This window comes from Sphingomonas aquatilis, from assembly GCF_014196115.1.
GTDB classification, from domain to species: Bacteria; Pseudomonadota; Alphaproteobacteria; order Sphingomonadales; family Sphingomonadaceae; genus Sphingomonas; species Sphingomonas aquatilis.
The window spans coordinates 255,118-280,922 of the sequence record NZ_JACIDB010000001.1 but is presented as its reverse complement, the minus strand read 5'-3'; the positions used below and the strand labels follow the sequence as shown (position 1 = coordinate 280,922).

Sequence of the window (25,805 nt, the reverse complement as noted above, 5' to 3'; positions counted from 1 at the left end):
AGAGCGACGGGTGCAGTATTTCGAGGACATCGAGGTCGGCAGCACGGCACGGTTCGGCGATTACGCCGTGACGCGAGACGAGGTGATCGCCTTTGCCGAGAAATACGACCCCCAGCCCTTTCACCTGTCCGACGCGGCGGCGGCGCGGACGCATTTCGGGCGGCTGTCCGCCAGCGGCTGGCATACGTGTGCGATGACGATGGCGATGCTGGTCGAACATCTGAAGGCGAACGACCAGGCAGGGTTGGGATCGCCCGGCATCGACGAATTGCGCTGGCTGACACCGGTCTATCCGGGCGATCGGCTACGCTGCGAAAGCGAGGTGCTGGACAAGCGCCGATCGGCCAGCCGACCGGAGATGGGCATCTTCAAGAGCCGCATGACCGTGTTTAACCAGCTTGACGTGCCGGTGATGACCTTCGTGTCGAACGGGCTGATCGCCACCCGCGAGCGATAGGGGCGCCGGCAGCGCGGCACCCCCGTCGATCAGCGGCGACCGCGGTCGCCGCGTGGGCCGCCGCCGCGATTGCCGCCCCAGCTCCGATTGCCGTTCCAGTTGCGGTTGCCGCCCCAATTGCGGTTGCCATTCCAGTTGCGCTGGCCCTGCCAATTGGGCTGCGGATTGGGCGCGGACGCCGCGCCGGCCGGCGGCTGCGGTGCGGGCGCGGGTTGGCCCGAGAAATTCTGGCGGTTACCGCGCCAATTGCCGCGATTGCCCCAGTCCGGTCGGCCGGGATTGCCCACCCCCGGGCCACCGGGGCCACCCGGCCGATCGCCGCGCCAGCCATTGCGACGATCGAAGCCGTTCCAGTCGTTGCGGAAGTTGCGGTCGCCACGCCACTGGTTGCGGCGCTGCTCCCAATAGCGGCGCTGGCCGTCGTTCCACCGATAGGGTCGGCGGTACTGATCGTAGACGTAAATGCCGGTGCCCGGATAATAATAGTCGCCGTACCAGCCAAAATAGCTGGGATAGCCGCCATAGCCGTAGCCGCCGTAATAGGGATCGGCAAAGCCGTCGTCGTAATAGCCATAGCCGCCGGTGCCGTAGCCGACGGACACGCCGCTATAGCCATAGCCGTCGGTGCAGGCGCTGGTTGCGACACCGGTGCCGAACAACAGGCCGACCAATGCCAAACGCTTGAAGATCATGGATGCTCTCCCATCATCGAGGGGCGCCGGCGAGTCGGATTGGCGAATCGGGGACGCAACCTATTGTCGTTCAACGAGGGCGGATCGTCGCGGGTTCCGGCTGAATGGGTGATGAGCGGGCGATGGGGGCAAGACCCGCGTGGTGCTACGCGTCCTCCGCTCGCGCTGAGCCTGTCGAAGCACCGCGTTCCGCACGCACACCGACCGCTTGAGGCGCCCCGCCCTTCGACAGGCTCAGGGCGGACGGTATTGGTGACGGTTGGGGGGATTGGAGCGGCCGCGACGGCCGGGTTGGCGACGTTCCGGCCCCTCAGTGCCCCTCGAACGCGAAGAGGGCATCGGCCTGCACGCCGTCGGCGCGCAACGCGTCCGCGCCGCCGAGGTCGGGCAGGTCGATCACGAACTGCGCCTGCTCGACGATGGCGCCCGCCTTGCGCAGCAGCCGGACCGCGGCGCGCGCGGTGCCGCCGGTGGCGATCAGATCGTCGACCAGCAGCACGCGCTGGCCGGGCACCAGCGCATCTTCGTGCATCGCGATCCGGTCCTGCCCATATTCGAGCGCATAATCCTCGGCGATCGTCGCGCCGGGGAGTTTGCCGTCCTTGCGGATCAGCAGCACGCCCGCCTTCAGGGGCACGGCGAGCGCGGCCGCGAACAAAAAGCCGCGGGCTTCGATCCCGGCGATCAGATCGACGGGGCCCGTGGTGACGGCGACCATGCGGTCGATCGTCGCGGCGAGGCCGGCGGGATCGAGCAGCAGCGTGGTGATGTCGCGGAACTGGATGCCGGGCTTGGGGAAGTCCGGGATCGTGCGGATCAGCGCTTTCAGGTCGTCGTTCATGGGGGCGTGTGTCGCGTGTGGCGGGGGCGGGGTCAATGGGAGATGCCCCCTCCTTCGTCATCGCAGCGGGCGCCGGAATCCATGGTGGCGGGCGGCCAACGCGCCGCGCCAACGCTTCCTCATCGCGTCCATGGATCCCGGCGTGCGCCGGGATGACGAACGAAGATATGCCCCCCGTGCCTCCCGACAACCGTCATTTCCGCGAAGGCGGGAATCCAGAACCTCTGACCTTGCGGCAGGAAGCGCGACGGTAGCGCGTCTGGATTCCCGCCTTCGCGGAAATGACAAGGAGAGTGGGGCGCGGCCGTATCTCTGCCAGTCTGCAAACGACAAGGGCGGGCGGTGCCTGGCCGCACCGCCCGCCCCGTCTCTCCGAACCGCCGGTCAGGCGATCGGGATCAGTGCTTAATGTCGCGCCAGACGTTCTGGTAGGCGCCCCAGGCGAGGAAGCAGAACACCAGCAGGAACAGCGCCGCCGCGAGGCCCGCACCATGGCGGGTGTCGAGGTTGGGTTCGGCGGTCCAGGTCAGGAAGGCGGCGATGTCGCGCGCCATCTGGTCCTTGGTCGCCTTGGTGCCGTCCGAATAGGTGACCTGGCCGTCCTGCGTCAGGGGCGGCGGCATCGCGATGTTCAGGTTCGCGAACCACGGATTGAAGTGCAGGCCCTGCGGCGTCTTCGCATCCGGGAACATCTTGAGGAGCTCTTCGCCCTTCTCGTTCTTATACCCGGCCTGGTTGCGATAGCCCATCAACAGCGCATGAACGTAGTTCGAGCCGTCGTGGCGCGCCTTGGTCATCAGCGACAAGTCGGGCGGCAGCGCGTTGTTGTTCGCGGCGCGCGCGGCGACTTCGTTGGCGAAGGGCGACGGGAAGCGATCGCTGGCGACGTTCTTGCGCGTCGAGGCTTCGCCCGTTTCCGGGTTCACGGTCGGTTGTTCGATCACCCACTGGTTGGCGATCGCCTTCACCTCGGCCTCGGTATAGCCGATCTTCTGCAGGTCGCGGAAGGCGACGTACTTCAGGCTGTGGCAGGCCGAGCAGACTTCCTTGTAGACCTGGAAGCCGCGCTGCAGCTGCTGATTGTCATATTTGCCGAAGAAGCCGTTCGACGACAGCCCGATATTCTCGGGGTGCATGTGGAAGAGCTGTTCGACGGTTTCCTTCGCCGGATCCTCGATCGCGGTCTTGGCGGTGCCGAAGAGCGCGAGTCCGAGGACGAAGATGAAGGCGGCGCCGACCAGGGAGGCGATGATGCGAGGCATGGTTCTGATTGTCCCCCAGTCGGTTCAGGCTTGCGCCGCGCTGTGCGCGAGGCTGGTGCCACCGTGCTTTGCCAGCACCGCTTCGGTGATCGAATTGGGCAGCGGGCGCGGACGCTCCGACCGGGCGACCCAGGGCAGGATGATGAGGAAGTGCGCGAAATAATAGGCCGAGGCGATCTGCCCCAGAATCACGTTGCGCGCATTCGCTTCCGCCCCGCCGACATAGCCGAGCACCAGCACGTCGAGCAGCAGGACCCCCAAGAAAATGCGGTACTTCGGACGATAATTTGCCGAGCGCACCGGCGACGTATCCAGCCACGGCAGGAAGAACAGCAGCAGGATCGAGCCGAACATCGCCAGCACGCCCCACAGCTTCGCGTCGAGGATGAAGTTCGCGGTGAAGCTCTTCAGGATCGCGTAGAAGGGCAGGAAGTACCATTCGGGCACGATGTGCGCCGGCGTCGAGAGCGGGTTCGCCTCGATATAATTGTCCGGGTGGCCGAGCAGGTTCGGGCTGAAGAAGATCAGCAGCGCGAAGATGAGCATGAACACGCCGACGCCGACGCCGTCCTTCGCCGTGTAATACGGATGGAACGGCACCGTGTCCTGTTCGCCCTTGACCTCGACGCCGGTCGGGTTGTTCGACCCCGGAATGTGCAGCGCCCAGATGTGCAGGATGATGACGCCCGCGATCACGAACGGCAGCAGATAGTGGAGCGAGAAGAAGCGGTTGAGCGTGGCGTTATCCGGCGCATAGCCGCCCAGCAGCCAGACGCGGATCGTCTCACCCACCAGAGGAATCGCCGAGAAGAAGCCGGTAATGACCTGCGCGCCCCAGAAGCTCATCTGCCCCCAGGGGAGCACATAGCCCATGAAGGCGGTCGCCATCATCAGCAGGAAGATGACGACGCCGAGCAGCCACACCATCTCGCGCGGCGCCTTGTACGACCCGTAATAGAGGCCGCGGCCGATGTGGATATAGACGACGGCGAGGAACATCGACGCGCCATTGGCGTGCGCATAGCGCAGGAACCAGCCGGCGTTGACGTCGCGCATGATACTTTCGACCGAGCCGAAGGCGACGCCGGCATTGGCGGCATAATGCATCGCCAGCACGACGCCGGTGATGATCTGGATCGCGAGCGCGGCGCCGGCAAGGACGCCGAAGTTCCAGAAATAGTTGAGGTTGCGCGGCACCGGATAGCCCGCACCGACGGCATTGTAGACGAGGCGCGGCAGCGGCAGCTTCTCGTCCAGCCAGCGCATCAGCGGCTGCTTGGGTTCGTAATGCTTGGCCCAGGGAAAGCTCATGTGGTCTACCTTTCCCTTAACCGACCGTCACGACGGTGTCGGAGTTGAACGCATAATCGGGCACGTGCAGATTCTTCGGCGCCGGTCCCTGGCGGATGCGCGCCGCGGTATCGTAGGCCGAGCCGTGGCACGGGCAGAAATAGCCGCCGAACGGCCCCTTGTTCTCGCCCTCGCCCGCGCCGAGCGGCACACAGCCGAGGTGCGTACAGACGCCAAGCGTGATCAGCCAGTTTTCCTTGCCCGGCTTGGTGCGTTCGGCGAGCGTCTGGGGATCGCGCAGCGTCTTGATGTCGACCGCATTCGCCTCGGCGATTTCCTTCGGCGTCAGGTTGCGCACGAAGAGCGGCTGCTTGCGGAACTGCGCCTTGATCGCCTGGCCCGGCTGGATCTTGGACAGATCGACCTCGGTGGTCGACAGCGCCAGCACGTCCGCCGACGGGTTCATCTGGTTGATGAGCGGCAGCACGATCGCGAGCGCGCCGACGCCGGCAAAGGACACGGCGGCGATATTGATGAAATCGCGACGGCGGGGATCGTGGACTTCCTCGTGGAACGGCGCCGGCGATTCACCGGGAGGTACGTTGTCGTCAATCGCCATTCGTCTCTGCCCTTGCGTCTATGTTCTTGCGGAAGTGCCGGAGTGCAGCCCCACCGAACCCTGCCGTCCCCACGGCGGGCTTATGGCCTGATAGACGGCGGCCGCGCGCTTTGCCAACAGCATTTTGCGCTTCGCCAGCCCGCCGCTAAGGACGCGAGCTATGACCAGCCCCCTGCGCATCGCTCTCTACCAGCCCGATATCGCCGGCAATGTCGGCGCGGTGATGCGCACAGCCGCGTGCCTGGGCGTGGCGCTGGACCTGATCGAGCCGATGGGATTCCAGTGGGACGACAAGCGCGTCGCGCGCGCGGCAATGGACTATATCGAACATGTGTCGGTGACGCGGCATGCGGACTGGGACGCGTTCCAGCGGCAGGCGACCGGCCGGCTGGTGCTGCTGACCACGCGCGGCGCGACGCCGCTGCATGACTTTGCGTTCCGGGCGGACGACTTGCTGCTGTTCGGTCGCGAAAGCGCGGGCGTGCCGGAAGAGGTGCATGCACGGGCGGACGCGCGGGTGGTGATCCCGATGGCGCCGGGCCTCAGGTCGATGAACCTGTCGGTGTCGGCGGCGATCGTCGCGGCGGAAGCGCTGCGGCAGACGGGCGGGTGGCCGAGCGCGTAGGGTCAACTTGGTGATCAATCTCGGCCCGGAAAGTACCGATTCACCAACCATCGCACGCCCAATCCAATAGGTACTTCAATGAGAAGCGTAGGAGCGACTACCGCGGGCAGAAATCCCGGATGACATTGCTCATCCGGCATACAGTCGCCCAAGGTCGCGACAAGGGTGGCGAACAGAGCCACTGGAGTACCGCACAAGGCAGCTAGGGCGCAGCCCCATCTACCCCCGCGAGTACCTCCACCTTTGTAGCGGCTCTCGTCCATCCGGGCAGGATATATGATCCGATGACACCTGCAACGTCATCCGACTGAGACAATCCGCCCCATCGACACCCCCTCCCCCGCGCCGCTAAGCCGTTGCCCATGCTGACGCTCGACGACCAACAGACCGCCGCCCGCCACTGGTTCGAATCGCTGCGGGACCGCATCTGCGCCGCGTTCGAGGCGATCGAGCGCGAGGCGGGGTCGGATGCGGCGTTCGACTATACGCCGTGGGACCGCGTCGATCCGTCGGGCGAGCCGGGTGGCGGCGGCGTGCGCGGCGTGATGAAGGGGAAGGTGTTCGAGAAGGTCGGCGTCAACGTCTCGACCGTCGGCGGCACGTTCGAGGGCGAATTCGGCAAGACGATCCATGGCGCGGGCGAGGACCCGCGCTTCTTCGCGACCGGGATCAGCCTGGTCGCGCACATGGCCAACCCGCACGTTCCCGCGGTGCATATGAACACGCGCTTCCTGCGCACGACCAAGCAATGGTTCGGCGGCGGTGCCGATCTCAACCCGCCGCTGCCGGTCGAGGGCGACACGGCGGAGTTCCATGCCGTGTTGCAAGCCGCGTGCGATGCGCACGGGGCCGACTATTACGAGCGCTTCAAGGCGTGGGCGGACGACTATTTCTATATCCCGCACCGGAAAGTGCATCGCGGCGTCGGCGGTATCTTCTACGATCATCTGGAGGGCGATTTCGACGCCGACTTCGCCTTCACGCGCGCCGTGGGCGAGGCGTTCCTCGACGTCTATCCGCGCATCGTGCGGCGACGGATGCACGATGCCTTCGACGCGGCGGACGAGGCGCAGATGCTGGAATGGCGCGGGCGCTATGCCGAGTTCAACCTGGTCTATGACCGCGGCACGTTGTTCGGGCTGAAGACCGGCGGCAACATCGACGCGATCCTGATGAGCCTGCCGCCGCGCGCGAACTGGGCCTGACGCGATGGCGCTGATCCCGGTCGACGATGGCGACCTCGCGACGATCGTCACCACGCTGGAGATGACGCGCCGCCCGCCGCTGCGCCCCCTGCCCGCATCGCCGCTGCGGCTGGTGCGCTGGGCGACGCCCGAGCCGGAGAAATACCGCACGCTGTTCCGCCGCGTCGGGGGACCGTGGCTATGGTATTCGCGGCTAGCGATGGACGATGCGGCGCTGAGGGCGATCGTCCACGATCCGGGTGTGGAGGTCTATGCCGTCACCGATCGCGCTGGGATCGAGGTGGGGCTGCTCGAACTCGACCTGCACCATGCGGGGGCGTGCGAGCTGTCCTATTTCGGTCTGGTGCCGGAACTCGCCGGCCGCGGCCATGGCAGCTGGCTGATGGCGGAGGCGATGGCGCGCTGCTGGCGGCCGGGGGTGACGCGGGTGTGGGTGCATACGTGCACGCTCGATCACCCGGCGGCGCTGGTCTTCTACCGGAAGCAGGGCTTCGTGGCGGTCAAGCGGACAATCGAGACCTTTCCCGACCCGCGACGGCTGGGGCTGCTGCCGGTGGAGATGGGCGCACACATTCCGTATCTGGGGTGACCTGACGCAACCGTCTCCCCAGCGCAGACTGGGATGACGACCATTGCCGCGTCTAGCGCGGGCGCGTCCAAAGGCCGGTGCGGGGCGTGTCGGGGATCTCGTGCCGGCCGCGCGCCTCGATTGCCGACTGGACGATGAAGGCGATCTTTTCGCCCTTCGACGTGGTGACGCGCGCGTCCCACGCCGCTGGGCCGAGTGCGGCGACCTTGCGACCGATCGTGCCGTAGATGCGCGCCGCTGCCAGCACCGCCCAGGCCGATCGGAACGACAGCGCGCGCGTGCCGACGCGGGCGCTCGCTTCGAACGCCGCGGCGCGGTCGGTCAGGCGACGCGCCAGCTCGGCCAGCGCCGGGCGGTGTTCGGGGGCGAGGATGGCGTCGGGGGCGATCCCCTTCTCCGCCAGCCAGTCGGACGGCAGATAGCAGCGTCCCCCGCGCGCATCCTCGTCGATGTCGCGGGCGATATTGGCGAGCTGGAAGGCGAGGCCCAGGTCGCAGGCACGGTCGAGCACCGCGTCGTCGCCCGGGTCGACGCCCATGATGACCGCCATCATGCATCCGACGACGCCGGCGACATGGTAGCAATAGGTGAGCAGGTCGCCCTCCGTGCGCGGCCGCCAGCCGTCGCCATCGAGGCGGAAGCCCTGGATCAGATCGTGCGCGAAGCGGCGCGGCAGGCGCGTTTCGGCGGCGACGATGCGCAAGGCGTCGAAGGCGGGCACCCCCACCACCTCGCCCTCGAGCGCCGCGTCGGTGAGCGCCGCCATCTCCACGATGCGGCGGGGTGCATCCTCGACCGGGCGCAGGTCGTGGCCGTGGTCCTGGCCGTCGGCGATATCGTCGCACGCGCGGCACCAGGCGTAGAGCAGCCACGCCCGTTCGCGCGTCGCCGGATCGAACAGTAGGCTCGCCGCCGCGAAGCTCTTCGATCCCTTGGCGATCGATTCGTGCGCGGTCGCGACGATCGCGTCGCGGGAGGGCTGCGCCTCAGAGGTCAGACGTCTTCATCCGTACGATCGGCTGCGTCGGCACATGCGCCGCCATCTTGTCGAGCAGGCCGTCCAGCGTCGTGTCGACGATCAGCAGGTCGCGGTGCTGCGGGCGCAGGAAGCCGACTTCGGCCGACTTTTCCCAGAAGGCGATCAGGTGATCGTAATAGCCCGCGACGTTGAGCAGGCCGACCGGATCGGCGTGATAGCCCAGCTGCGCCCAGCTCAGCGCCTCCCACAATTCGTCCATCGTACCGGTGCCGCCGGGGATGGTGACGAAGCCGTCGGCAAGGTCGGTGAAGGCGGCTTTGCGCGCGTGCATGCCGCTGACGACGTGCAGTTCGGTGAGGCCGCGATGCGCGACCTCGGCATCGACCAGCGCCTGCGGGATCACGCCGATCACCTCGCCGCCCGCGCTGAGCGCGCTGTCGGCGATCGCGCCCATCAGCCCCAGCCGGCCGCCGCCATAGACGACGCCGATGCCGCGCTCGGCCAGCGTCCGCCCGATCGCGCGGGCCGATTCGATATAGACGGGATCAGCGGGCGTCGCCGACCCGCAATAGATGGCAAGACGTTTCATGGCGCTGCCGCTACGCCGATGCGGGCCCAGCGGCAAGCTCAGCGCGTCTCCATCCAGCGCTGTCGGAGCGTGGCGAGCGTGTCGGGCGACGCATTCGGGCGTGGGCTGGCGGGCTTGCCCGCGCGCAGCCGGGCGCGGTCGCGTTCGGGTGGGTCGACCAGCCGGACGCGCACCGCCGCGGTGCCGTTCGCCCGGATGCCGAGCAGATCGGCCGCTCCGCGCGACAGGTCGATGATCCGCCCGCGCACGAAGGGGCCGCGATCGTTGATGCGCAACAGGATGGTGCGGCCGGTGTCGAGCGCGGTCACCTCGACATAGCTCGGCAGCGGCAGTGTGGTGTGTGCGCCGCTGATCGCCTTGGCGCGGAACCGCTCGCCGCGCGCGGTGACGTTGCCCGATTCGCTGCCGTACCAGCCGGCGTAGCCCAGCGCGTCATAGCCGGGCGCGGGGGCTGGGACGTAGGTGACGCCGCGGACGGTATAAGGGCGGCCGATCTTCACGGGCACGTCGGTGACGGCGCGACCGCCGCAGGCGGCGAGGGAGAGGGCGAGGAAGAGAACGGCGAAGCGCCGCATCACCTCCCCTCCCTGGAAGGGAGGGGCCGGGGGTGGGTCGGCCCGCCGCATTGCGCAACGGCGGCCAAGATGACCTCCGCCACGCCGTCTGGATTGGCGACGACATCGCTGTTCCAGAACCGGATCACCCGCCATCCCAATCCCTCAAGCCACTGCGTCCGCGCCTCATCGCCAAGGCTGTCGACATGCTGGCTACCGTCAAACTCGACGCCCAGCTTTACGCTGCGACACGCGAGATCGATGATGTAACGCCCGACCGGCAATTGCCGCGTGAACCGCGGGCGATGGCCGCGCACGCGCAGCCAGATCAGTCGCTCCGCCTCGGTCGCGTCGGTGCGGAGCGCCCGCGCGTTGGCGGTCATGTAAGGCGCGATCCGGGGCATCGTGCGAGGCTGGCCGATCGTGATGCGGAGGGCAACCCACCCCCGGCCCCTCCCTTGTCAGGGAGGGGAGGAAGAGGTCACCGCCCCGACAGCATCAGCGCCGCGGTGGCCTTGGCACTGCCGACCACACCGGGGATGCCCGCGCCCGGGTGCGTGCCGGCGCCGACGAAATACAGGTTCGGGATATGGTCGTCGCGGTTGTGAACGCGGAAATAGGCGCTCTGCGTCAGGATCGGTTCGAGGCTGAAGGCGCTGCCCAGATGCGCGTTGAGATCGGCGGCGAAGTCGCTGGGGGCGTAGCTGAACTTGGTCACGATCCGATCGTGGATATCGGGGATCAGGCGGCGGCCGACCTCGTCGAGGATGCGCTTTTCGAGGATCGGGCCGATCTCGTTCCAGTCGACCGGGAACTTGCCCATGTGCGGCACGGGGGCAAGCGCGTAGAAGGTCGAATGACCCTCCGGCGCGAGGCTCGGGTCCGTGACGGTCGGATGGTGGAGGTAGAGCGAGAAATCCTGGGCGAGCACGCCGTGGTCGTAAATGTCCTCGAGCAGCCCCTTATAGCGCGGGCCGAACAGGATCATGTGGTGCGGGATGCCGGGCCACGCGCCCTTGATGCCGAAGTGGACGACGAAGAGCGACGGTGAATAGCGCTTCTTTTCGAGCGCCGCCTTGGTGCGCTGGCCGCTGCGCGACGTCTTCAGCAGGTCGCGATAGGTATGCATGATGTCGCTGTTGGCGGCGACGGCATCGGCCTGCATCGTCCAGCCGCTTTGCGTGGTGACGCCGGTCACCCGGTCACCCAGCGTCTCGATCGCGGTGACGGGATCGCCGAGGCGCAGCGTGCCGCCGATCCGCTCGAAATGCGCGACCATGCCGGCGACCAGCCGGTTGGTGCCGCCGCGCGCGAACCACACGCCGCCGTCGCGCTCCAATTTGTGGATCAGCGCGTAGATGGCGCTGGTCGTCATCGGATTGCCGCCGACCAGCAGGGTGTGGAACGACAGCGCCTCGCGCAGTTTCTCGTTTTTCACGAACTTCGACACGATCGAATAGACCGACCGCCACGCTTGGTATTTCGCGAGCGCCGGCGCCGCCTTCACCATCGACGCGAAATCGAGGAAGGCGACATGGCCGAGCTTTTCATAGCCTTCGCGGTATACGCCCTCGGCATATTCGAGGAAGCGGTGGTAGCCGGCGATGTCGGCGGGATCGAGCTTGCCGATCTCGCGCTGCAACGCCGCTTCGTCGTTGGTGTAATCGAAGTTCGTGCCGTCGGGCCAATTCAGGCGGTAGAAGGGCGTCACCGGCTCCAGCGTGACGTCGCGCGCCATGTCGGCCCCGGTCAGCGCCCACAATTCCTGCAGACAAGCAGGGTCGGTAATGACGGTCGGCCCGGCGTCGAAGGTGAAGCCGTCCTTTTCCCAATAATAGGCCCGGCCGCCCGGCCGGTCGCGCGCTTCGACGATCGTCGTCGCGACGCCCGCAGATTGCAGCCGGATCGCCAGCGCCAGCCCGCCGAATCCCGATCCGATGACGATCGCCGACTTCATGTGTTCTATCCCTGTCCTACCGCCATGCCGTCGTCCGCAGCGCATGCAGCGCGCGACCGACCGGCACCGGCGGTTTCCCTGTTACGATGCGAGCCTTGTCCCCGATGCTCGACCGTCCCGCATAGAAACGGGTGATGAGCGCCGGGTCCAGACGGTAGAAGCGTTCGATGATGCGCCAGCGTTCCGCCGGATCGCCCGCGCGGAACATCATCGTGTTGAGCATGCGGTAGAATGCGCCGCGTCGCCAGTGCTCGCGCGCGTGATCATAGGCGAAGGTGGCGAGGCTTGCGCCGGACCAGTCGCCGCTGTCCGCCAGCGCGATGGCGAAGCGCACCGCGTCGGGCAGCGAATAGCCGGTCGCGGGCTGGAACAGGCCGGCGCGCATCCCCGCCTTGGCGATGCCCTTGCCGGTCGAGCGCCAATAGGCCTCGAAATCGCCGCCGAGCGTGATCGGCAGCGACCCCGCCTCGCGCCGCACGACCTGTGCGCCCGCCCAGCCCCGTGCCTGCGCATAATCGGCAATGCGCGCGCGGATCGCCGGCAAGTCGAGGCCGGGCGTGTCGCTGTAATAGGTGTCCTCGACGAACATCCGGTCGGGCGCGAAGGGCAGGCAATAGACGAAGCGATAGCCGTCGATCTGGTCGACGGTCGCGTCCATCACCCGCGGCCGCTCGATGCCGTGGGGCGTCGGCAACGCCAGTTCGTGGCCGACGAACTTCTGCCAGCCGAGCTCCAGCGTATCGAGGTCGCCGGGGCCGCGGCAATCGATGACACCGCCGGCCTCGATCCGGTCGCCGTCGCCCAGCACCACGGCGGTCGCCGACAGTGCCAGCACGCGCCGGCCGGTCATGATCGCCTGCGCCGGCAGCTTGGCGCGCAGCACGGCGTCGAACCGTTCGCTGGTGATCGAATAATAGGTCGCGTCGACATCGCGCGTCAGGTGAGGGAAGACGACGTCATAGCCGCGCCAGCCATGCACCACCATGTCCTGCACCAGTCCGCGATGGGCCTGGGCGACATCGCTGCCGAAGAACGACCAGACGTGATCGCCGCCCAGCGTCGCGCCGCCCTCGACGATGCGCACGTCGCAAGAGGGCGCGCGCGCCTTCACCGCCAGCGCGATCAGGCCGCCGGCCAGCCCACCCCCGACGATCGCCAGGTCGCAACGGATCGTCGTGCCCATGGAGGAGCGCGTAGCCGAAAGACGGGGGGGAGAGAACCCGGGTTCGAGGCCTAACCGTCGGTCCGATGAGGGGCGCGATCGGACGGCGCGCAGGGAGGCTTGCCACCTCCGGTCCGTCATGCCCGCGAAGGCGGGAATCCGTACCCTCTGACGTTCCGGCCGGGGGCGTGACGGTAGCGCGTCTGGATTCCCGCCTTCGCGGGCATGACGATGGGGGGCGGAAGGCGACCATGGCCCCATTCACGCCGTCACCCCGGACTTGGTCCGGGGTCCACTCTGCGGCGAGGGGGATGGTCAGAGGCTCTTGCCGTCCCCCCGTGGCCCGGTGGACCCCGGACCGAGTCCGGGGTGACGGGGGGCAAAACGACAGGCCTGCGCATCACCCCGCAGGCGCCGCCTCGCCACCAATCAGCCGCTTCCAGACCGGCGTCATGCACGCCGTCACCTCGGCGCTGGTCCACGACATCGGCGCGCAGGCGAGCAGGCCTGCGCACATCCCCGCATCGAGTGCGGCATCGCCGCTGCGCCGTTTGAAGACGCAGCGTATGTCGCCGGTGCGGCGGTCGGTCTTGGTCACGATCCGCAGCCGTCTCGCCGCGCGTCGTCGCCCGGTCACGACGATGTCCTCGCCCGGCGGCTCCGCGACGGGCGTCACCGCCAGCAGCAGCGCGAGGGCGATCACCGCCCCAGCGCCCGGACCAGCCGGATCCCGACATTGTCGATGCCCGGATTGACGTCCGAGAACAGCTGGCGGTGGCTGAAATGCTCCCAGGTCGCCTCGACCGCCCAGCGCCGGTCGATCCGCACGCCGATCGCGGCATTGGGGTTGAACAGCACGCGCGATCCGAAGCCGGTGCGGGTCTGATAGATTTCGTAGCGACGCCAGGCCTCCGCACTGTCCAGGCCGGGCAGGAACGGGTTCGGCAAATAGCGATAGCCGTCGTGGATCGTCACGCCGATGCCGACCTGCGCGTAGACGCGGCCCTTGAAGGCATGCTGCCGCCATTCCGCGCCGAGACTCGCAAAGCTCGTCTTGCCCGCAGTGCTGACCTGCACCTTTGCCGTCAGCCGCGGTTTCAGCGCCCAGCGGATCGGCATCATCTTACTGCGATAGACGAGCTGAATGTCGGTGGTGCCATCCTCTTCCATGCCCTCATACACCTGCCCCGGCGGCAGTATCGGGAAGGTCAGCTGGCTGCCCAGCGGATGGAAGTTCGCGCCGTGCCGCAGCACGCCGATCGCCACTTCGGGCGCATGCGTCACCAAATCCTGCGCCATCGCCGGCGTCGGGCCAAGCAGCATCGTGGCGCCCAACAGGCGCATCATCCCGGTCTTCATGACGTGTGTCCCCTTCCACGGCTGTCGACCAGCCGGCCTCATTCGTGTATGAAGCCAAGAAATTTCTGTCAAACAGAAAGAATATGATGAAGGACGGATATTGGCTGCCGCCGCGCAAGGCGTGGCTGTGTCGGCTTGCGGGGCTGGTGTTTCTGATCGGCGCCGCGGTAATGCTGCCGGTGATCGTCTTTGCCGGGCTGACCCCGGGCGCGTCGCCGGGATGCGGCGGCGGCTACGGCTGCGTGTGGGAGGCGCGGCCGGTCACGATGATCGACAGCGACGAGCGACTGCGCGTGGAGGCGTCGCCCGCCGCGCTGAAGGCGTTGAACGCCTTTGCCGCGCAGGGCCGGGTGCGCTGGGGCCTTGCGGGGATCGAGGCGATCAACGCTTTGCCCTTTGCCGCGTTGCTGTTCAGCGTTGGCGTGGCCCTCCGCCGCCTCGGTGGACGCGGTGCCGATCCGTTGCAACGGGCATTGCCGTGGCTGCGCCGCGCCTCGATCGCCGCCATCGTCTGGACGCTCGCCCATGCGGTGTATCAGACCGCGCTCGAATCGTGGCTGTCGCCGGGCACGCCGGCCGGACCGACCCTGTACACGAACATTTACCTCGCCGACATCGCGACCGGCCTGCTGCTCGCCATCGCCGCCTATTGCGCAATCTGGGCAATCGAAGCGGGGTTGCGCGCACAACGCGATCTGGACGATTTCGTCTGATGCGCCCGCCGCTCGCCCCCCGTACCCGAATCGCCCGCAAAGCGCGCCGCTGCCGTATCGCCGGCCTGCTGTTCCTGCTGATCGCGGCGCTCGTCGCGGCGACGATCCCGCTCGCCGGCCTGTGGCCAGCGCCCCGATCGCATTGCGGCGACCAGGGCTGCACCTGGTCCTCCGACCCCGTCACGCTGTTCGACGAGCAGGATGCCGAAAAGCTGCGCGCCGCGCCCGCCGATATCCAGCGCCTCAAGGTCTATGTGCAGCGGCCGCTGGTCCGCCTCGGCCTTGCCGGGATCGAAGCGATCGACGTCGGGCCGCTGGTCGTCCTGCTCGTCGCAGTCGGAATCGCGCTGCGCCGACTAGGAGGGCCGCCCCGCGATGCCTTCGCGCAGGCGTTGCCGTGGCTGCGGCGCGCGACGATCGCCGCGATCCTCTGGGCGATCGCGCAGCCGCTGTCGGACAGCCTGCGCCAGATGCTGCTCTATCGCGGAACCTCCTGGGGACCGCATTGGCTGATCGCCCTCAATTTCAACGCGATGGCGATGCCGCTACTACTCGGCCTTGCCGCCTACGCCGCGGTCTGGGCGCTCGAATCGGGGTTGCAGGCACAACGCGATCTGGACGATTTCGTCTGATGCCGGTCATCGTCAACCTCGACGTCATGCTCGCGCGCCGCAAGGTGCGGTCGAAGGAGCTTGCCGAGGCGATCGGCATCACCGAATCCAACCTGTCGCTGCTGAAATCGGGCCGGGTGAAGGGCGTGCGCTTCGGCACGCTCGCCGCGATCTGCCGCTATCTGGAGTGCGAGCCGGGCGACATCCTGGGCTACGAATCGTCGGACGACGACCTGAAGGCGGCGGACTGATCGAGCAGCCAGCGGCGGAACGCCTGCATCGCCGGGCTTTCCTTGCGCGACAGCAGGCGGGTCAGCCAGTAGCGGCCGGCGTCGACCTCGATGGCGAAGGGCTGGATCAGTCGTTCGCTGGCGAGATCGCGCAGGCACATCGCGCGCGGGGCGAGCGCGACGCCCTGGCCCGCCGCCGCCGCGCCCGCCATCAGCGCCGAACTGTCGAACATCGGCCCGCGCAAGGGTGGCCCGTCAGCTCCGGCGGCGGCGAACCACAGGCTCCATTCGCTGGGGCGGTAGGACCGCAGCAACCGTTCGCGCGCCAGATCGGCCGGGGTGGTCAGTCGCGCCGCGACGGCGGGCGCGCAGAGCGGGGTCAGCGGCGCGTCGAGCACGGCCTCCGCCGCTGTGCCATGCCATGCGCCGTCACCGAAGCGAATCGCATAATCGAGCCCCTCGCCCGCCAGATCGACGCGGTTGTTGTTGATCGCGAGGCGCAGGTCGATGTGCGGATGCGTCGCGTCGAAATCGTCGATCCGCTCGATCAGCCAGCCCGTCGCGAAGGTGCCGACGACGCCGATATGCAGCGGATGGCGGAAGCGACCGTCGGCATAGCCGTCCAGCGTCGCGCCGATCCGGTCGAACGTTTCGGCGAGTACCGGCACCAAGGCATGGCCGTCGTCGGTCAACGCGAGCCCGCGCGGCAACCGATGGAACAGCCGCGTACCCAGCCGGCGTTCGAGCTGCGCGACCTGATGGCTGACCGCGCCCTGGCTGACGCACAATTCGATCGCCGCACGGGTGAAGTTGAGGTGCCGCGCCGCCGCTTCGAAGGCACGCAGCGCGTTGAGGGGCAATTGGGCGCGATCCATGCGCTTAGACATGAGGGGAGTTCATGCCTGTGTCGAGAGAAGATGCTTTGTCGGCGGTGTCTGCACCGAGGCATTCTGCGCGGCGAAGGAGATCCGCCAATGCTCGTCACCCTGTCTGCAGCCATGCTTGCCGCCGTTTCCCCGACCGCGGACGATCCGCTGACCCGTCCTATCGCGGTCGAACAGGCGCAGGACTGGCTGCGCCCCGCCCCGCCGGTGCAGGTATTCGGCAAGACCTATCTTGTGGGCTTCGGCGGGCTCAGCGTCGCACTGATCGACACCGGCGACGGCCTGATCCTGATCGACGGGGCATTGCCGCAGGCCGAGCCGGCGATCCTCGCCAACATCCGCAAACTGGGGTTCGACCCGCGGCGCATCCGCTACATCCTCAGCACCGAACCGCATTTCGACCATGCCGGTGGCCTCGCCGCACTGGCGCGCGATACCGGCGCGACGGTCGTCGCCAGCGTGCGCGGGGCGGAGGGGCTGCGCTCGGGGCGGCTGGCCGCCGACGATCCGCAGCGCGGCTATGACAGTCGCTTTCCCGCAGTGCCGGCGGTGCGCACGATCCGCGATGGCGAGACGCTGCGGCTGGGCGACACGGTCGTTACCGCGCGGGCGACGCCGGGGCATACGATGGGCAGCATGAGCTGGAGCTGGCGCGCCTGCGAGGGGCGGACATGCAAGGCCATCGTCTTCGCGAGCAGCCTCAACCCCGTATCCGCGCCCGGCTATCGGTTTAGCGCGCCTGCCGCGCGGCCGGTGCTCGCTGCCTTTCGCCGGGGTCAGGCGGCAATGGCGGCGCTGCCGTGCGACCTGCTGATCACTGCGCATGCCGATCAGGACGATGCGACCGATCGCTTCCGCACCGCGCCCGGCGCCTGCCGCGCCTATGCGCGCGCGTCGGCGGTCAAGGTCGCGACGCGGTTGCGTGAAGAGCGGTCGCGCTAGGCGATCAGATCGGCTCCCCCGCCGCCCGCGCGCGCGCTTCGCGTGACGCCTCGGCGGCGGGGACGAGGCGATAGGCGGCGATCGCGCAGGTCAGCGTCACCGGCATGATCGCGAGCAGCGACAGCATGCCGACCGACAGACTGCCCGACAGCGTCGAGATGCGGCCCGCCAGATATGGCCCCATCGCCAGGCCCATCAGCGTCGTGCCGATGAAGAAGGTCGCAGTCGCGGTGCCGCGCATGCGGGGCAACACCAGATCCTGCGTCGTTGCCGCCGCCGACCCCAGCGCGCCGCTGGCGGTGAGGCCCGACAGGAACAGGCAGGGGTAGAAGACCCAGACGCTGGAGGCCGTGAAGGCGCCGATCAGGAACGGGATCGGCACCGTCGCGCCGAAGATCACGACGATCAGCCGCCCGGCAGGATCGGTGCGGCGCAGGCGGTCGGCGACGATGCCGCCGATCGTCAGGCCCAGGAACCCGGCGAGCGCGCCGCTGCTGCCGAGCAACAGGCCGGCGCGCGCCGGTGTCTCACCCAATGTACGCAACACGTACGGCGCGGCCCAGAAGCTGGCGGCGTAGCTGAGGAACGAGTTCAGTCCGTAGGCGACGACGGTGCAGAGGAAGGCCGGCGTGCCGACAATCAGCGCGAATGTCGCAGGATCGCGGCGCTTGAGCGCGCAGGCCCAGGAGAAGACCGCATAGACGCCGATGCCGATCGCCAGCCATTGCGGCTTGGGTTCGCCGATTCCGATCAGGAAGGCGACGACCGCCACCACCGCGGCAAGGCCGGAGAGGTTGATGAGCAATGCCCGCGTGCCGCCGCGCGCCGCGCCGATCAGCGTGAGCGGCGGGATGATCGTGAGCAGTTCCTGGAAGAAGGCGCGGAAGGGCGCGGGATGCTTGTCCGGTTCGGGTAGCCCCTCAACCAGCCCGCGGATCGGTTCCCGGATCGTCGCAACCCATAGCGCAACGATGAGGCCAGGGATGCCGACCGCGAGGAACGCCGCCTGCCACCCGACGAGACCGAAGGGCCCGCCGTCAGGATAGGCGCGGTTCCAGCCCTGGACGATCAACCCGCCGATGAACAGCGACACGCCACCGCCGACGTACAGGCCCGCCGAATAGATCGACAAGGCCGTCGCGCGCAGCCGCTTGGGGAAATAATCGGAGATCAGCGAATAAGCGGCGGGACTCGCGGTCGCCTCGCCGATGCCGACGCCGATGCGCGCCGCAGCGAGCTGTCCACCGGTGCGCGAAAAGCCGGACAATGCGGTCATCGTCGACCAGAGCGCGAGGCCGACGGTCATCAATCGCACGCGATGCCAGCTGTCCGCGAGGCGGCCAAGCGGGATGCCGAACAGCGCGTAGAACACACCGAAGGCGGTGCCGTAGAGGAAGCCGAGGTCTTCGTCCTTCAGGTTCAAGTCGCGCTTGATGTCTTCGGCCAGGATCGAGATCACCTGCCGGTCGACGAAGTTGAGAACGTAGACGACGAACAGGATGCCCAGCACATACCAGGCATAGCGCGGCGCGGGCGCCTGCGCCGCCACGTCCCCGGACGCGGTGGGACCAGCCATCGACCTCTCCTTCGATTTTTCCGAAGGCTAACAGAGGTTCCGGGGCCCGATAACCCCAAAAGCGATACCCGATATTCTAAAGTGTGTCTGGCGGTGTGCGCTTCACCGCTTCGGACGGCGACGCGTGACGCGCTCCAGCCGATCGATCAGCGATTCGATCGTCGGCGGGGCGGCGGGGGCGGCGGGCTCCTCGGCGGCCGGCTTGGCGGGCACGCGCAGCGGTGGCACCGGGCGCACCGGCGTCAACGGCACGGGGGGCAGCGCACCGGGGTGGAAGGCGGCGAGCGGCAGGTCGAGGTCCGCCGGAATCGGCTGTTCGACCGGCGGCGGTGGGGGTGGCGCGCTGGTAACGGGGCGCGCAAACACCATGTCGTCGTCATCCTCCAGATCCGCGGCCGACAGCGGACGGCGCGCAGGCGCATCAGGGTGCGCATCGGCGCGGCGCAGGACGGGGACGCCATCGCTGGAAGCGGCGCGCGGGGCGAGCAGCCCCCCCGGGCCGAACAGCAGGAACAGCGCCGACCAGGTGACCGCACCGGCCAGCGCCCCACCAGCCAGCGCCAGCACGGCGCGCGCAGTCATGCCCAAGGGCGGTTCCGCCGCGCCGATCAGCGACGGCAGGCCGCTGCGCCATACCCAATCCTCCAGCACGGTGGCGGGTAAGGCAACGAACAGCAGGACGACGGCCAGCGCCGCCACTGCGCCACCCACCGGGGCGATCCAGCGCATCATCGCCGCGCGCGACGGCATGGTCTGGGTCATAGGCTGGCCGGGGAATGCTGGCATGCTGTGTCCATCAGCGCGGCCGACGTGAGCCGCTGGTAAACGGGATCGTAACGACGAATGTTTGACGACCAGTTACGCTCCGCCTCGACGAACGCGCGCCCACGGGCGCGGCGCGCATCCCAGCCGCTGCGGTCGGCGAGCAGGCCGGCGAGCGCCATCGCGATGGCGGCGGGATCGTCCGGGGCGAAGAGCGTGCCGGTGTCGCCGTCGCGGATCAGTTCGCGATGGCCGCCGACGTCGGACGCGGCGACGAGTTTGCCCTGCGCCATCGCCTCTAACGGCTTCAGCGGTGTGACGAGGTCGGTGAGGCGCATGCGCTTGCGCGGGTAAGCGAGCACGTCGACGAGCGCGTAATAGCGTTCCACCTCGGTATGCGCCACGCGGCCGACGAAGCGGATCGCGTCCGCCGCCGGGGATGCCGCCGCCTGCGCGCGCAACGCCGCCTCCATCGGCCCGCCGCCGACCAGCAGCAGCCGCGCTTTGGGCCGGGCCGTGACCAGCGCGGGCATGGCGGCGATCAGATCGTCCAGCCCCTCATAATCGTAGAAGCTGCCGATGAAGCCGATCGTCTCGGCATCCTCCAGCCCCAAGGGTGCGGCGAGCGCGGGATCGCGCGCGACCGGTTCGCCGAACAGCGTCAGGTCGACGCCGTTGGGCGAGACGACGATCTTGTCCGCCGCCACGCCGCGCGCGATCAGGTCACCGCGCAAGCCCTCGCAAATCACTGCAACGGCATCGGCGCGCTGCACCGCCCAGCTCTCCATCGCGCGGGTGACGCGATATTTGGCCGACCCTTCGGTGCCCGTGCCGTTGCCGACCGCCGCATCCTCCCAGAAGGCGCGGATTTCGTAGACCAGCGGCAGGCGCCGTGCGCGCGCGACACGCAGTGCGGCGATCGCATCGAGCACGGGCGAATGGGCGTGAAGGATATCGGGGCGGAAGGCGTCGACGGCCGCATCGATCCGCCGGGCAAAGGCAGCGAGGCCGCCGACTTCCCCCAGTACGCCGCCCTTTCGCGTCGCCTGCGTGCGATAAAAGGTCAGGCCATCGACCGATTCGACCGCGTCCGGCGCCGGGCCATGGCGCGGGCCGGTGGCGGCGGCGACGTGCCAGCCGCGCGCCTCCTGCGCCTTCAGGATTGCGCGCGTGCGGAAGGTGTAGCCGCTTTGCAGGGGCAGTCCGTGGTCGAGGACATGGAGAATCCGCATGGCCCAAGCCCTTGCACCCGCAGTGCTTAATGCCGCGTCAACCGCAGCCTAGCCGGCGGTAAAGGTCAGCCCCGCCTTGTCCTGCAAGCGATCGCGCAATCCGGTGCCGAGCAATGCGCCCGGCGTCCAGATGCCGCCCGCCCCCTCCGTTTCGATCAGGCAGCGCGCGGTTTCGGCGATCATCTTGCTGGTCGAACCGTAACCGGGGTCGCGGTTGCCGGTCACTACCGCGTCGAACCGTGCGCCGTCGGGCATCAGGCCGACGAACAGCAGGTCGTAATGGCCGTTGTCGCGCTCCTCCTTGCTGGGGCCTTCGCCGGGCTTGGGGCCCTTGTCACCGGCGAGCGGGTTGAGCTTGGCGATCGCCTCCGCCGCGGCCTTGCCCATCTCCCCGAGCCCTGCGACCATCATCTCGTCATAGACGAAGTCGGTGCCGTAGCGGTGGCCGAGCAGATAGTTGGTGCGATGGACGTTCTTGGTGTTGATCGCCGCCATGATGAACGGTGCGACCCAGGTGTTGAGCGTCGCGTCGAATTCGGGGAGCATGCCGGTCGGCTGATGCGGGCCGCTGAAGCCGGGGGTCAGCGCGAACGGGCTGGCGAGCAGCCCGACGATCGAGGGGTCGCGGGCCGCCGCAGCGAGCGTCGCCTTCAGGCTGGCGGCGGTGCCCCCCGAAAAGCCGCCCTTCATGGCGCGCACCCGGCCCTTCACCCGTGGCGCGGGCATGCCGTATTTCGCGCGTGCGCATTCCTGCAACGTCAGCACGCCGAGGTCGAACGGGATCGAATCGAAGCCGCAGGAAAAGACGATGCGGGCACCGGTGCGCTGCGCCTCGGCATGATGCGCGTCGATCATGTGGCGCATCCACGCCGGCTCGCCGCACAGATCAACATAGGCGGTGCCCGCGGCGACGCAGGCGGCGACCAGCGGCGCGCCGTAGAGCTGGTAGGGGCCGACGGTGGTCAGCACGACCTGAGTCGACTCAGCCATCGCCTTCAGCGAGGCGGGATCGTCGGCATCGGCGACGACCAGCGGCGTATCGGCCGGCGCGCCGATCAGGTCGCGCACCTCCTCCAGCTTGGCGCGGCTGCGCCCCGCCATCGCCCAGCGGGTGACGCCTTGCTGGCTGAGATATTCGGCGACGAGACGCCCGGTGAAGCCGGTAGCGCCGTAGACGATGATGTCGAAGTCGCGCATTGCCCTCTCCCGTTTGCTTTACGCAAACGTCATGCTCTTTGGGGGCGGTGGGGGCAAGGCCTGCCTTCTCCCCGTCATACCGGCGCACGCCGGGATGACGAAGGGGGAAGCGCGCCCCAACCCTCCCCCCGTCATTCCCGCGAAGGCGGGAATCCAGAACCGCTACCGGTACGGCTCAAGTGGGACCTGCGCGTCTGGATTCCCGCCTTCGCGGGAATGACGGCGTGGGAGTGGGGTAACGGGTGTCCCTTACGCCGCTTCGTTGAACTGCAGCCGGGCGAGTCGCGCGTACAGGCCGCCACGTTCGATCAGGCTGGCGTGGGTGCCGTCCTCGACGATCCGACCCTGGTCCATCACCACGATGCGCTGCGCCGCGCGCACGGTCGCCAGCCGGTGGGCGATCACCAGCGTCGTGCGGTTCTGCATCAGCCGTTCAAGCGCCTGCTGCACCAGCCGTTCGCTGGCGGCGTCCAGCGCGCTGGTCGCCTCGTCGAGCAGCAGGATGGGCGCATCGCGTAGCAGCGCGCGGGCGATCGTCACGCGCTGACGCTGCCCGCCCGACAGGCGCGCACCGCCCTCGCCCAGATGCGTGTCGAGGCCCTGCGGCAGCGTCCGCAGGAATTCGGCGGCGTTGGCCGCCTCCGCCGCCGCCCACAGTTCGTCGTCGCTCGCCTCCCACCGGCCGTAGCGCAGATTGTCGCGCGCGCTCGCGCCGAAGATCACCGCATCCTGCGGCACCATCGCCATCTGCGCACGCACTGCGGCGGGATCGGCTTCGCGCAGGTCGACGCCGTCGAGCAGCACGCGACCCGCGGCGGGATCGTAGAAGCGTTCGGCGAGCTGGAACAGCGTTGACTTGCCGGCGCCCGAGGGGCCGACCACCGCGACCGTTTCGCCCGGGCGGATGCTGAGCGTCAGGTCGTCGATCGCCGCCGCATCGGGACGGGTGGGATAATGGAAGCGCACGCCTTCGAACGCGAGTGCGCCCGCCACCGGCACGGGCAAGGGGATCGGTGCGGCGGGCCGGGCGATCTCCGGCGTTTCGCGCAGCAGTTCGGCGATGCGGCTCGCCGCGCCCGCACCGCGCAGCAGGTCGCCATAGACTTCGGTCAGCGCGCCGAACGCGCCCGCGACGATGCCGCCCGTCACGACGAAGGCGAACATGCCGCCGCCCGACAGGCGCCCGGCGGTGACGTCGGCGACGCCTTCCCACACGACCAGCACGATCGACCCGAAGACCAGGCCGATCATGATCGCGGTCATCACGGCGCGCAGCGCGATGCGGCGCTTCGCGGCGGCGAAGGTCGCGTCCACCGCCGCGCCGAAGCGCGCCGCCTCGCGCGATTCCTGACCGAATGCCTGCACGATCTTCATCGCGCCCAGCGTCTCGGTCACCAACGCGCCGACATCGGCGATCCGATCCTGCGAGGTGCGCGAATGCGCGCGGATGCGGCGACCGAAGATGGTGATGGGCAGCACGACCAGGGGGATGCCGAGCAGCAGCATCCCGGCGAGCTTGGGCGACAACACGAACAGGTAGACCATGCCGCCGATGCCCGTGGCGGTGTTGCGCAGCGCGATCGACACGGTAGTGCCGACGACCGTCTCGATCAGCGTCGTATCGGACGTGAGCCGCGAGGCGATTTCCGACGGGCGGTTTTCCTCGAAGAAGCGCGGCGTCAGCGCCAGCAGGTGCGCCTGCACCTTCAGCCGCAGGTCGGCGACGACGCGCTCGCCCAGCCACGACACGTGGTAGAAGCGGATCGCCGTCGCAATCGCCAGCACCGCGACAATCATGAGCAGATAGTGGAAGGAGGCATCCACCGTCCCCTGCCCGCCCGCGACGAAGCCGCGGTCGATCACCCGCTTGAAACCATAGGGAATGCCGATCGTCGCCGCCGAGGTGGTGGCGAGCGCGGCCAGCGCGATGGCGATGTGGCGGGGATAGCGCAGCGCGATCTCCCACACGAGGCGAAGGTCGCCGAGCCGGCCCTTGCCGGCGGCGGGAGTGGGGGAAACGGGGGAACGCGCCATCGCTCGCGCCTAGCAGCAGGGGGCACACGGCTCAACGCCGCCGGCGCGTACTCGGTCTGGCGCTTATCGCGCGTCTCGGGCGTTCAGACGATTGCGGCAAGCGCGAATGCCGTTACGTATACGGCAACCAATACAGGCTAAGACACGATCATGCTCTACGACGCCTATGAAATGCAGCGCTCGATGCTGGCCGGGGCCAGCGCCATGGCGACCTTCGGCGCGGACTGGATGCGCAATCCGGCCAACCCTTGGTCCTATGTCGGCGGCGGCCAGCTGGTCAGTTCCGCGCTGGAGGTGTTCGCCCATGCCTCCGCGACGCGCGGCAAGCCGGCCTTCGGCCTCGATCACACCGTCATCGATGGCCAGGAGGTGGCGGTGCATGAGGAGATCGTGCTGCAAAAGCCGTTCGGGCAGCTCAAGCGCTTCCGCCGCGATGGCGTGGAAGGCGGGCCGAAGCTGCTGATCGTCGCACCGATGTCGGGCCATTACGCGACGCTGCTGCGCGGCACGGTGGAACGCATGCTGCCGAGCGCGGACGTCTACATCACCGACTGGCGCGATGCGAAGCTGGTGCCGTTGAAGGACGGCCATTTCGACCTCGACGATTATATCGACTATCTGATCGCCTTCCTGGAAGCGATCGGGCCGAACGAGGGCCAGGGCGGCACGCATATGCTGGCGGTCTGCCAGCCGTCGGTGCCCTGCTATGCCGCGGTCGCGCTGATGAGCGCGGACAAGCATCCCTGCCGGCCCAAGACGCTGACGATGATGGGCGGGCCGATCGACACGCGCGAGGCGCCGACCGCGGTCAACACGCTGGCCACCGAACGCCCGCACGCCTGGTTCGAACAGAATGTCGTCGTGACCGTGCCGATGATGTATCCGGGCGCGGGGCGGAAGGTGTATCCCGGCTTCCTGCAGCTCGCCGGCTTCATGTCGATGAACCTCGGCAATCACATGATGAGCCATTGGGAGATGTTCAAGCATCTGGTCCAGGGCGACGGCGAAAGCGCGCAGGCCACCAAGGACTTCTATGAGGAATATCGCGCGGTGTGCGACATGACCGCGGAATTCTATTTGCAGACGGTCGATCTCGTCTTCCAGACGCATGCCCTGCCGCGTGGCGAGATGATGCATCGCGGCCGCCTAGTCGATCCCGGCGCGATCACCGACGTCGCGGTGCTGGCGATCGAGGGCGAGCGCGACGACATTTCTGGGCTCGGACAGACCAAGGCGGCGCTGACGCTCGCCACCAACCTGCCGGCCGAGCAGAAGCGCTATTACATGGCCGAGGGTGCGGGCCATTACGGCATCTTCAACGGATCGCGCTGGCGCAACAAGGTGGCGCCGATCGTCGAGGAATGGATGGCGGCGCACGCCTGACACGCCAGATATGCGAAGGGGCGGCTCCGATCGGAACCGCCCCTATCGTCATTTATAAGGC

At 68.2% G+C, this 25,805-nt stretch carries 28 protein-coding genes; 9 read left to right on the top strand and 19 right to left on the bottom strand.

The annotated features are described in order from the left end of the window. Nucleotides 1-10 precede the first annotated feature (10 nt). A complete protein-coding gene (locus GGR47_RS01350; RefSeq protein WP_147035713.1) occupies nt 11-457 on the top strand; it encodes a MaoC family dehydratase in 447 nt (148 codons plus the stop codon). A gap of 29 nt (nt 458-486) precedes the next feature. On the opposite strand, the gene GGR47_RS01345 is transcribed toward GGR47_RS01350, so the two are convergent. From GGR47_RS01345 to petA, 5 genes are all read right to left on the bottom strand, one after another. Next, nucleotides 487-1,149, bottom strand: a complete 663-nt coding sequence (locus tag GGR47_RS01345) for a hypothetical protein (RefSeq protein WP_147035714.1) — start codon at nt 1,147-1,149, stop codon at nt 487-489. A gap of 310 nt (nt 1,150-1,459) precedes the next feature. After that, on the bottom strand, nt 1,460-1,990 hold the full coding sequence (locus GGR47_RS01340; protein ID WP_147035715.1) for an adenine phosphoribosyltransferase: 531 nt from the start codon (nt 1,988-1,990) through the stop codon (nt 1,460-1,462). A 398-nt stretch (nt 1,991-2,388) separates the two neighbouring features. Beyond that, complete coding sequence (locus GGR47_RS01335) at nt 2,389-3,252, bottom strand: cytochrome c1 (RefSeq protein ID WP_017977515.1); 864 nt, start codon at nt 3,250-3,252, stop codon at nt 2,389-2,391. 24 nt (nt 3,253-3,276) lie between these two features. Beyond that, entirely contained in the window at nt 3,277-4,563 is a 1,287-nt protein-coding gene (locus tag GGR47_RS01330; RefSeq protein ID WP_017977514.1) for a cytochrome b, read from the bottom strand. Between the two features lie 16 nt (nt 4,564-4,579). After that, nucleotides 4,580-5,161 (bottom strand): ubiquinol-cytochrome c reductase iron-sulfur subunit, encoded by a 582-nt coding sequence (gene petA, locus GGR47_RS01325; protein WP_017977513.1) that lies wholly within the window; start codon nt 5,159-5,161, stop codon nt 4,580-4,582. A 160-nt stretch (nt 5,162-5,321) separates the two neighbouring features. On the opposite strand from petA, the gene GGR47_RS01320 reads away from it, so the two are divergent. The 3 genes from GGR47_RS01320 to GGR47_RS01310 all read left to right on the top strand — a co-directional run bounded on the left by GGR47_RS01320 (nt 5,322) and on the right by GGR47_RS01310 (nt 7,580). Next, nucleotides 5,322-5,786 carry a tRNA (cytidine(34)-2'-O)-methyltransferase gene (locus GGR47_RS01320; RefSeq protein ID WP_147035717.1) on the top strand — a complete coding sequence of 155 codons (465 nt, stop codon included), beginning with the start codon at nt 5,322-5,324 and terminating at the stop codon, nt 5,784-5,786. A 362-nt stretch (nt 5,787-6,148) separates the two neighbouring features. Next, nucleotides 6,149-6,991 (top strand): oxygen-dependent coproporphyrinogen oxidase, encoded by an 843-nt coding sequence (gene hemF / locus GGR47_RS01315; RefSeq protein WP_147035718.1) that lies wholly within the window; start codon nt 6,149-6,151, stop codon nt 6,989-6,991. A 4-nt stretch (nt 6,992-6,995) separates the two neighbouring features. After that, the gene (locus GGR47_RS01310) at nt 6,996-7,580 is read left to right on the top strand and encodes a GNAT family N-acetyltransferase (protein WP_147035719.1); all 585 of its coding nucleotides are present in this window, start codon (nt 6,996-6,998) and stop codon (nt 7,578-7,580) included. 52 nt (nt 7,581-7,632) lie between these two features. Here the strand turns inward: GGR47_RS01310 and GGR47_RS01305 are convergent, their stop codons facing one another. The 8 genes from GGR47_RS01305 to GGR47_RS01270 form a co-directional block, all read right to left on the bottom strand. Then, nucleotides 7,633-8,577 (bottom strand): phytoene/squalene synthase family protein, encoded by a 945-nt coding sequence (locus tag GGR47_RS01305; protein ID WP_147035720.1) that lies wholly within the window; start codon nt 8,575-8,577, stop codon nt 7,633-7,635. Then, nucleotides 8,567-9,148, bottom strand: coding sequence for an LOG family protein (locus tag GGR47_RS01300; RefSeq protein ID WP_043060303.1), 582 nt, complete (start codon nt 9,146-9,148; stop codon nt 8,567-8,569). The genes GGR47_RS01305 and GGR47_RS01300 overlap by 11 nt, the downstream gene beginning before the upstream one ends. A 38-nt stretch (nt 9,149-9,186) precedes the next feature. Beyond that, nucleotides 9,187-9,723 carry a septal ring lytic transglycosylase RlpA family protein gene (locus tag GGR47_RS01295; RefSeq protein ID WP_147035721.1) on the bottom strand — a complete coding sequence of 179 codons (537 nt, stop codon included), beginning with the start codon at nt 9,721-9,723 and terminating at the stop codon, nt 9,187-9,189. Further along, complete coding sequence (locus GGR47_RS01290; RefSeq protein ID WP_147035722.1) at nt 9,723-10,106, bottom strand: endonuclease domain-containing protein; 384 nt, start codon at nt 10,104-10,106, stop codon at nt 9,723-9,725. The genes GGR47_RS01295 and GGR47_RS01290 overlap by 1 nt, the downstream gene beginning before the upstream one ends. A 77-nt stretch (nt 10,107-10,183) precedes the next feature. Continuing rightward, nucleotides 10,184-11,659: a phytoene desaturase gene (locus GGR47_RS01285; RefSeq protein WP_017977504.1), complete on the bottom strand. Its 1,476-nt coding sequence runs from the start codon at nt 11,657-11,659 to the stop codon at nt 10,184-10,186. A gap of 16 nt (nt 11,660-11,675) precedes the next feature. After that, nucleotides 11,676-12,842 (bottom strand): lycopene beta-cyclase CrtY, encoded by a 1,167-nt coding sequence (gene crtY, locus GGR47_RS01280; RefSeq protein ID WP_147035723.1) that lies wholly within the window; start codon nt 12,840-12,842, stop codon nt 11,676-11,678. Between the two features lie 379 nt (nt 12,843-13,221). Next, nucleotides 13,222-13,524, bottom strand: coding sequence for a hypothetical protein (locus GGR47_RS01275; RefSeq protein ID WP_147035825.1), 303 nt, complete (start codon nt 13,522-13,524; stop codon nt 13,222-13,224). Beyond that, nucleotides 13,521-14,180, bottom strand: coding sequence for an acyloxyacyl hydrolase (locus GGR47_RS01270; RefSeq protein WP_147035826.1), 660 nt, complete (start codon nt 14,178-14,180; stop codon nt 13,521-13,523). The genes GGR47_RS01275 and GGR47_RS01270 overlap by 4 nt, the downstream gene beginning before the upstream one ends. Before the next feature lie 83 nt (nt 14,181-14,263). Between GGR47_RS01270 and GGR47_RS01265 the strand changes: the two genes are divergently transcribed. The 3 genes from GGR47_RS01265 to GGR47_RS01255 are packed head-to-tail and all read left to right on the top strand — an operon-like array spanning nt 14,264 to nt 15,755. Beyond that, the gene (locus GGR47_RS01265; protein WP_147035827.1) at nt 14,264-14,893 is read left to right on the top strand and encodes a hypothetical protein; all 630 of its coding nucleotides are present in this window, start codon (nt 14,264-14,266) and stop codon (nt 14,891-14,893) included. Then, complete coding sequence (locus GGR47_RS01260; RefSeq protein WP_147035828.1) at nt 14,893-15,525, top strand: hypothetical protein; 633 nt, start codon at nt 14,893-14,895, stop codon at nt 15,523-15,525. The genes GGR47_RS01265 and GGR47_RS01260 overlap by 1 nt, the downstream gene beginning before the upstream one ends. After that, the gene (locus GGR47_RS01255) at nt 15,525-15,755 is read left to right on the top strand and encodes a helix-turn-helix domain-containing protein (RefSeq protein ID WP_043060294.1); all 231 of its coding nucleotides are present in this window, start codon (nt 15,525-15,527) and stop codon (nt 15,753-15,755) included. Before GGR47_RS01260 ends, GGR47_RS01255 begins: the two co-directional genes overlap by 1 nt. Here GGR47_RS01255 and GGR47_RS01250 read toward each other — a convergent pair. Further along, a complete protein-coding gene (locus GGR47_RS01250; RefSeq protein WP_147035852.1) occupies nt 15,716-16,609 on the bottom strand; it encodes a LysR family transcriptional regulator in 894 nt (297 codons plus the stop codon). The genes GGR47_RS01255 and GGR47_RS01250 overlap by 40 nt on opposite strands. 99 nt (nt 16,610-16,708) lie before the next feature. Here GGR47_RS01250 and bla point away from each other — a divergent pair, with 99 nt between their 5' ends. Further along, nucleotides 16,709-17,560 carry a subclass B3 metallo-beta-lactamase gene (gene bla, locus GGR47_RS01245; RefSeq protein WP_147035829.1) on the top strand — a complete coding sequence of 284 codons (852 nt, stop codon included), beginning with the start codon at nt 16,709-16,711 and terminating at the stop codon, nt 17,558-17,560. A 4-nt stretch (nt 17,561-17,564) separates the two neighbouring features. Here the strand turns inward: bla and GGR47_RS01240 are convergent, their stop codons facing one another. The 5 genes from GGR47_RS01240 to GGR47_RS01220 form a co-directional block, all read right to left on the bottom strand. Continuing rightward, nucleotides 17,565-19,136, bottom strand: coding sequence for a spinster family MFS transporter (locus GGR47_RS01240; protein WP_147035830.1), 1,572 nt, complete (start codon nt 19,134-19,136; stop codon nt 17,565-17,567). 102 nt (nt 19,137-19,238) lie between these two features. Further along, complete coding sequence (locus tag GGR47_RS01235) at nt 19,239-19,922, bottom strand: hypothetical protein (RefSeq protein WP_244305011.1); 684 nt, start codon at nt 19,920-19,922, stop codon at nt 19,239-19,241. Further along, nucleotides 19,895-21,130, bottom strand: coding sequence for a TIGR04063 family PEP-CTERM/XrtA system glycosyltransferase (locus tag GGR47_RS01230; RefSeq protein ID WP_147035831.1), 1,236 nt, complete (start codon nt 21,128-21,130; stop codon nt 19,895-19,897). Before GGR47_RS01230 ends, GGR47_RS01235 begins: the two co-directional genes overlap by 28 nt. Nucleotides 21,131-21,178: 48 nt before the next feature. Further along, nucleotides 21,179-22,327 (bottom strand): saccharopine dehydrogenase family protein, encoded by a 1,149-nt coding sequence (locus GGR47_RS01225; protein WP_147035832.1) that lies wholly within the window; start codon nt 22,325-22,327, stop codon nt 21,179-21,181. A 249-nt stretch (nt 22,328-22,576) separates the two neighbouring features. After that, nucleotides 22,577-24,361: an ABC transporter transmembrane domain-containing protein gene (locus GGR47_RS01220; protein ID WP_147035833.1), complete on the bottom strand. Its 1,785-nt coding sequence runs from the start codon at nt 24,359-24,361 to the stop codon at nt 22,577-22,579. Nucleotides 24,362-24,511: 150 nt separating this feature from the next. On the opposite strand from GGR47_RS01220, the gene GGR47_RS01215 reads away from it, so the two are divergent. Continuing rightward, nucleotides 24,512-25,744, top strand: coding sequence for a polyhydroxyalkanoate depolymerase (locus tag GGR47_RS01215; RefSeq protein WP_147035834.1), 1,233 nt, complete (start codon nt 24,512-24,514; stop codon nt 25,742-25,744). Nucleotides 25,745-25,805: the final 61 nt, after the last annotated feature.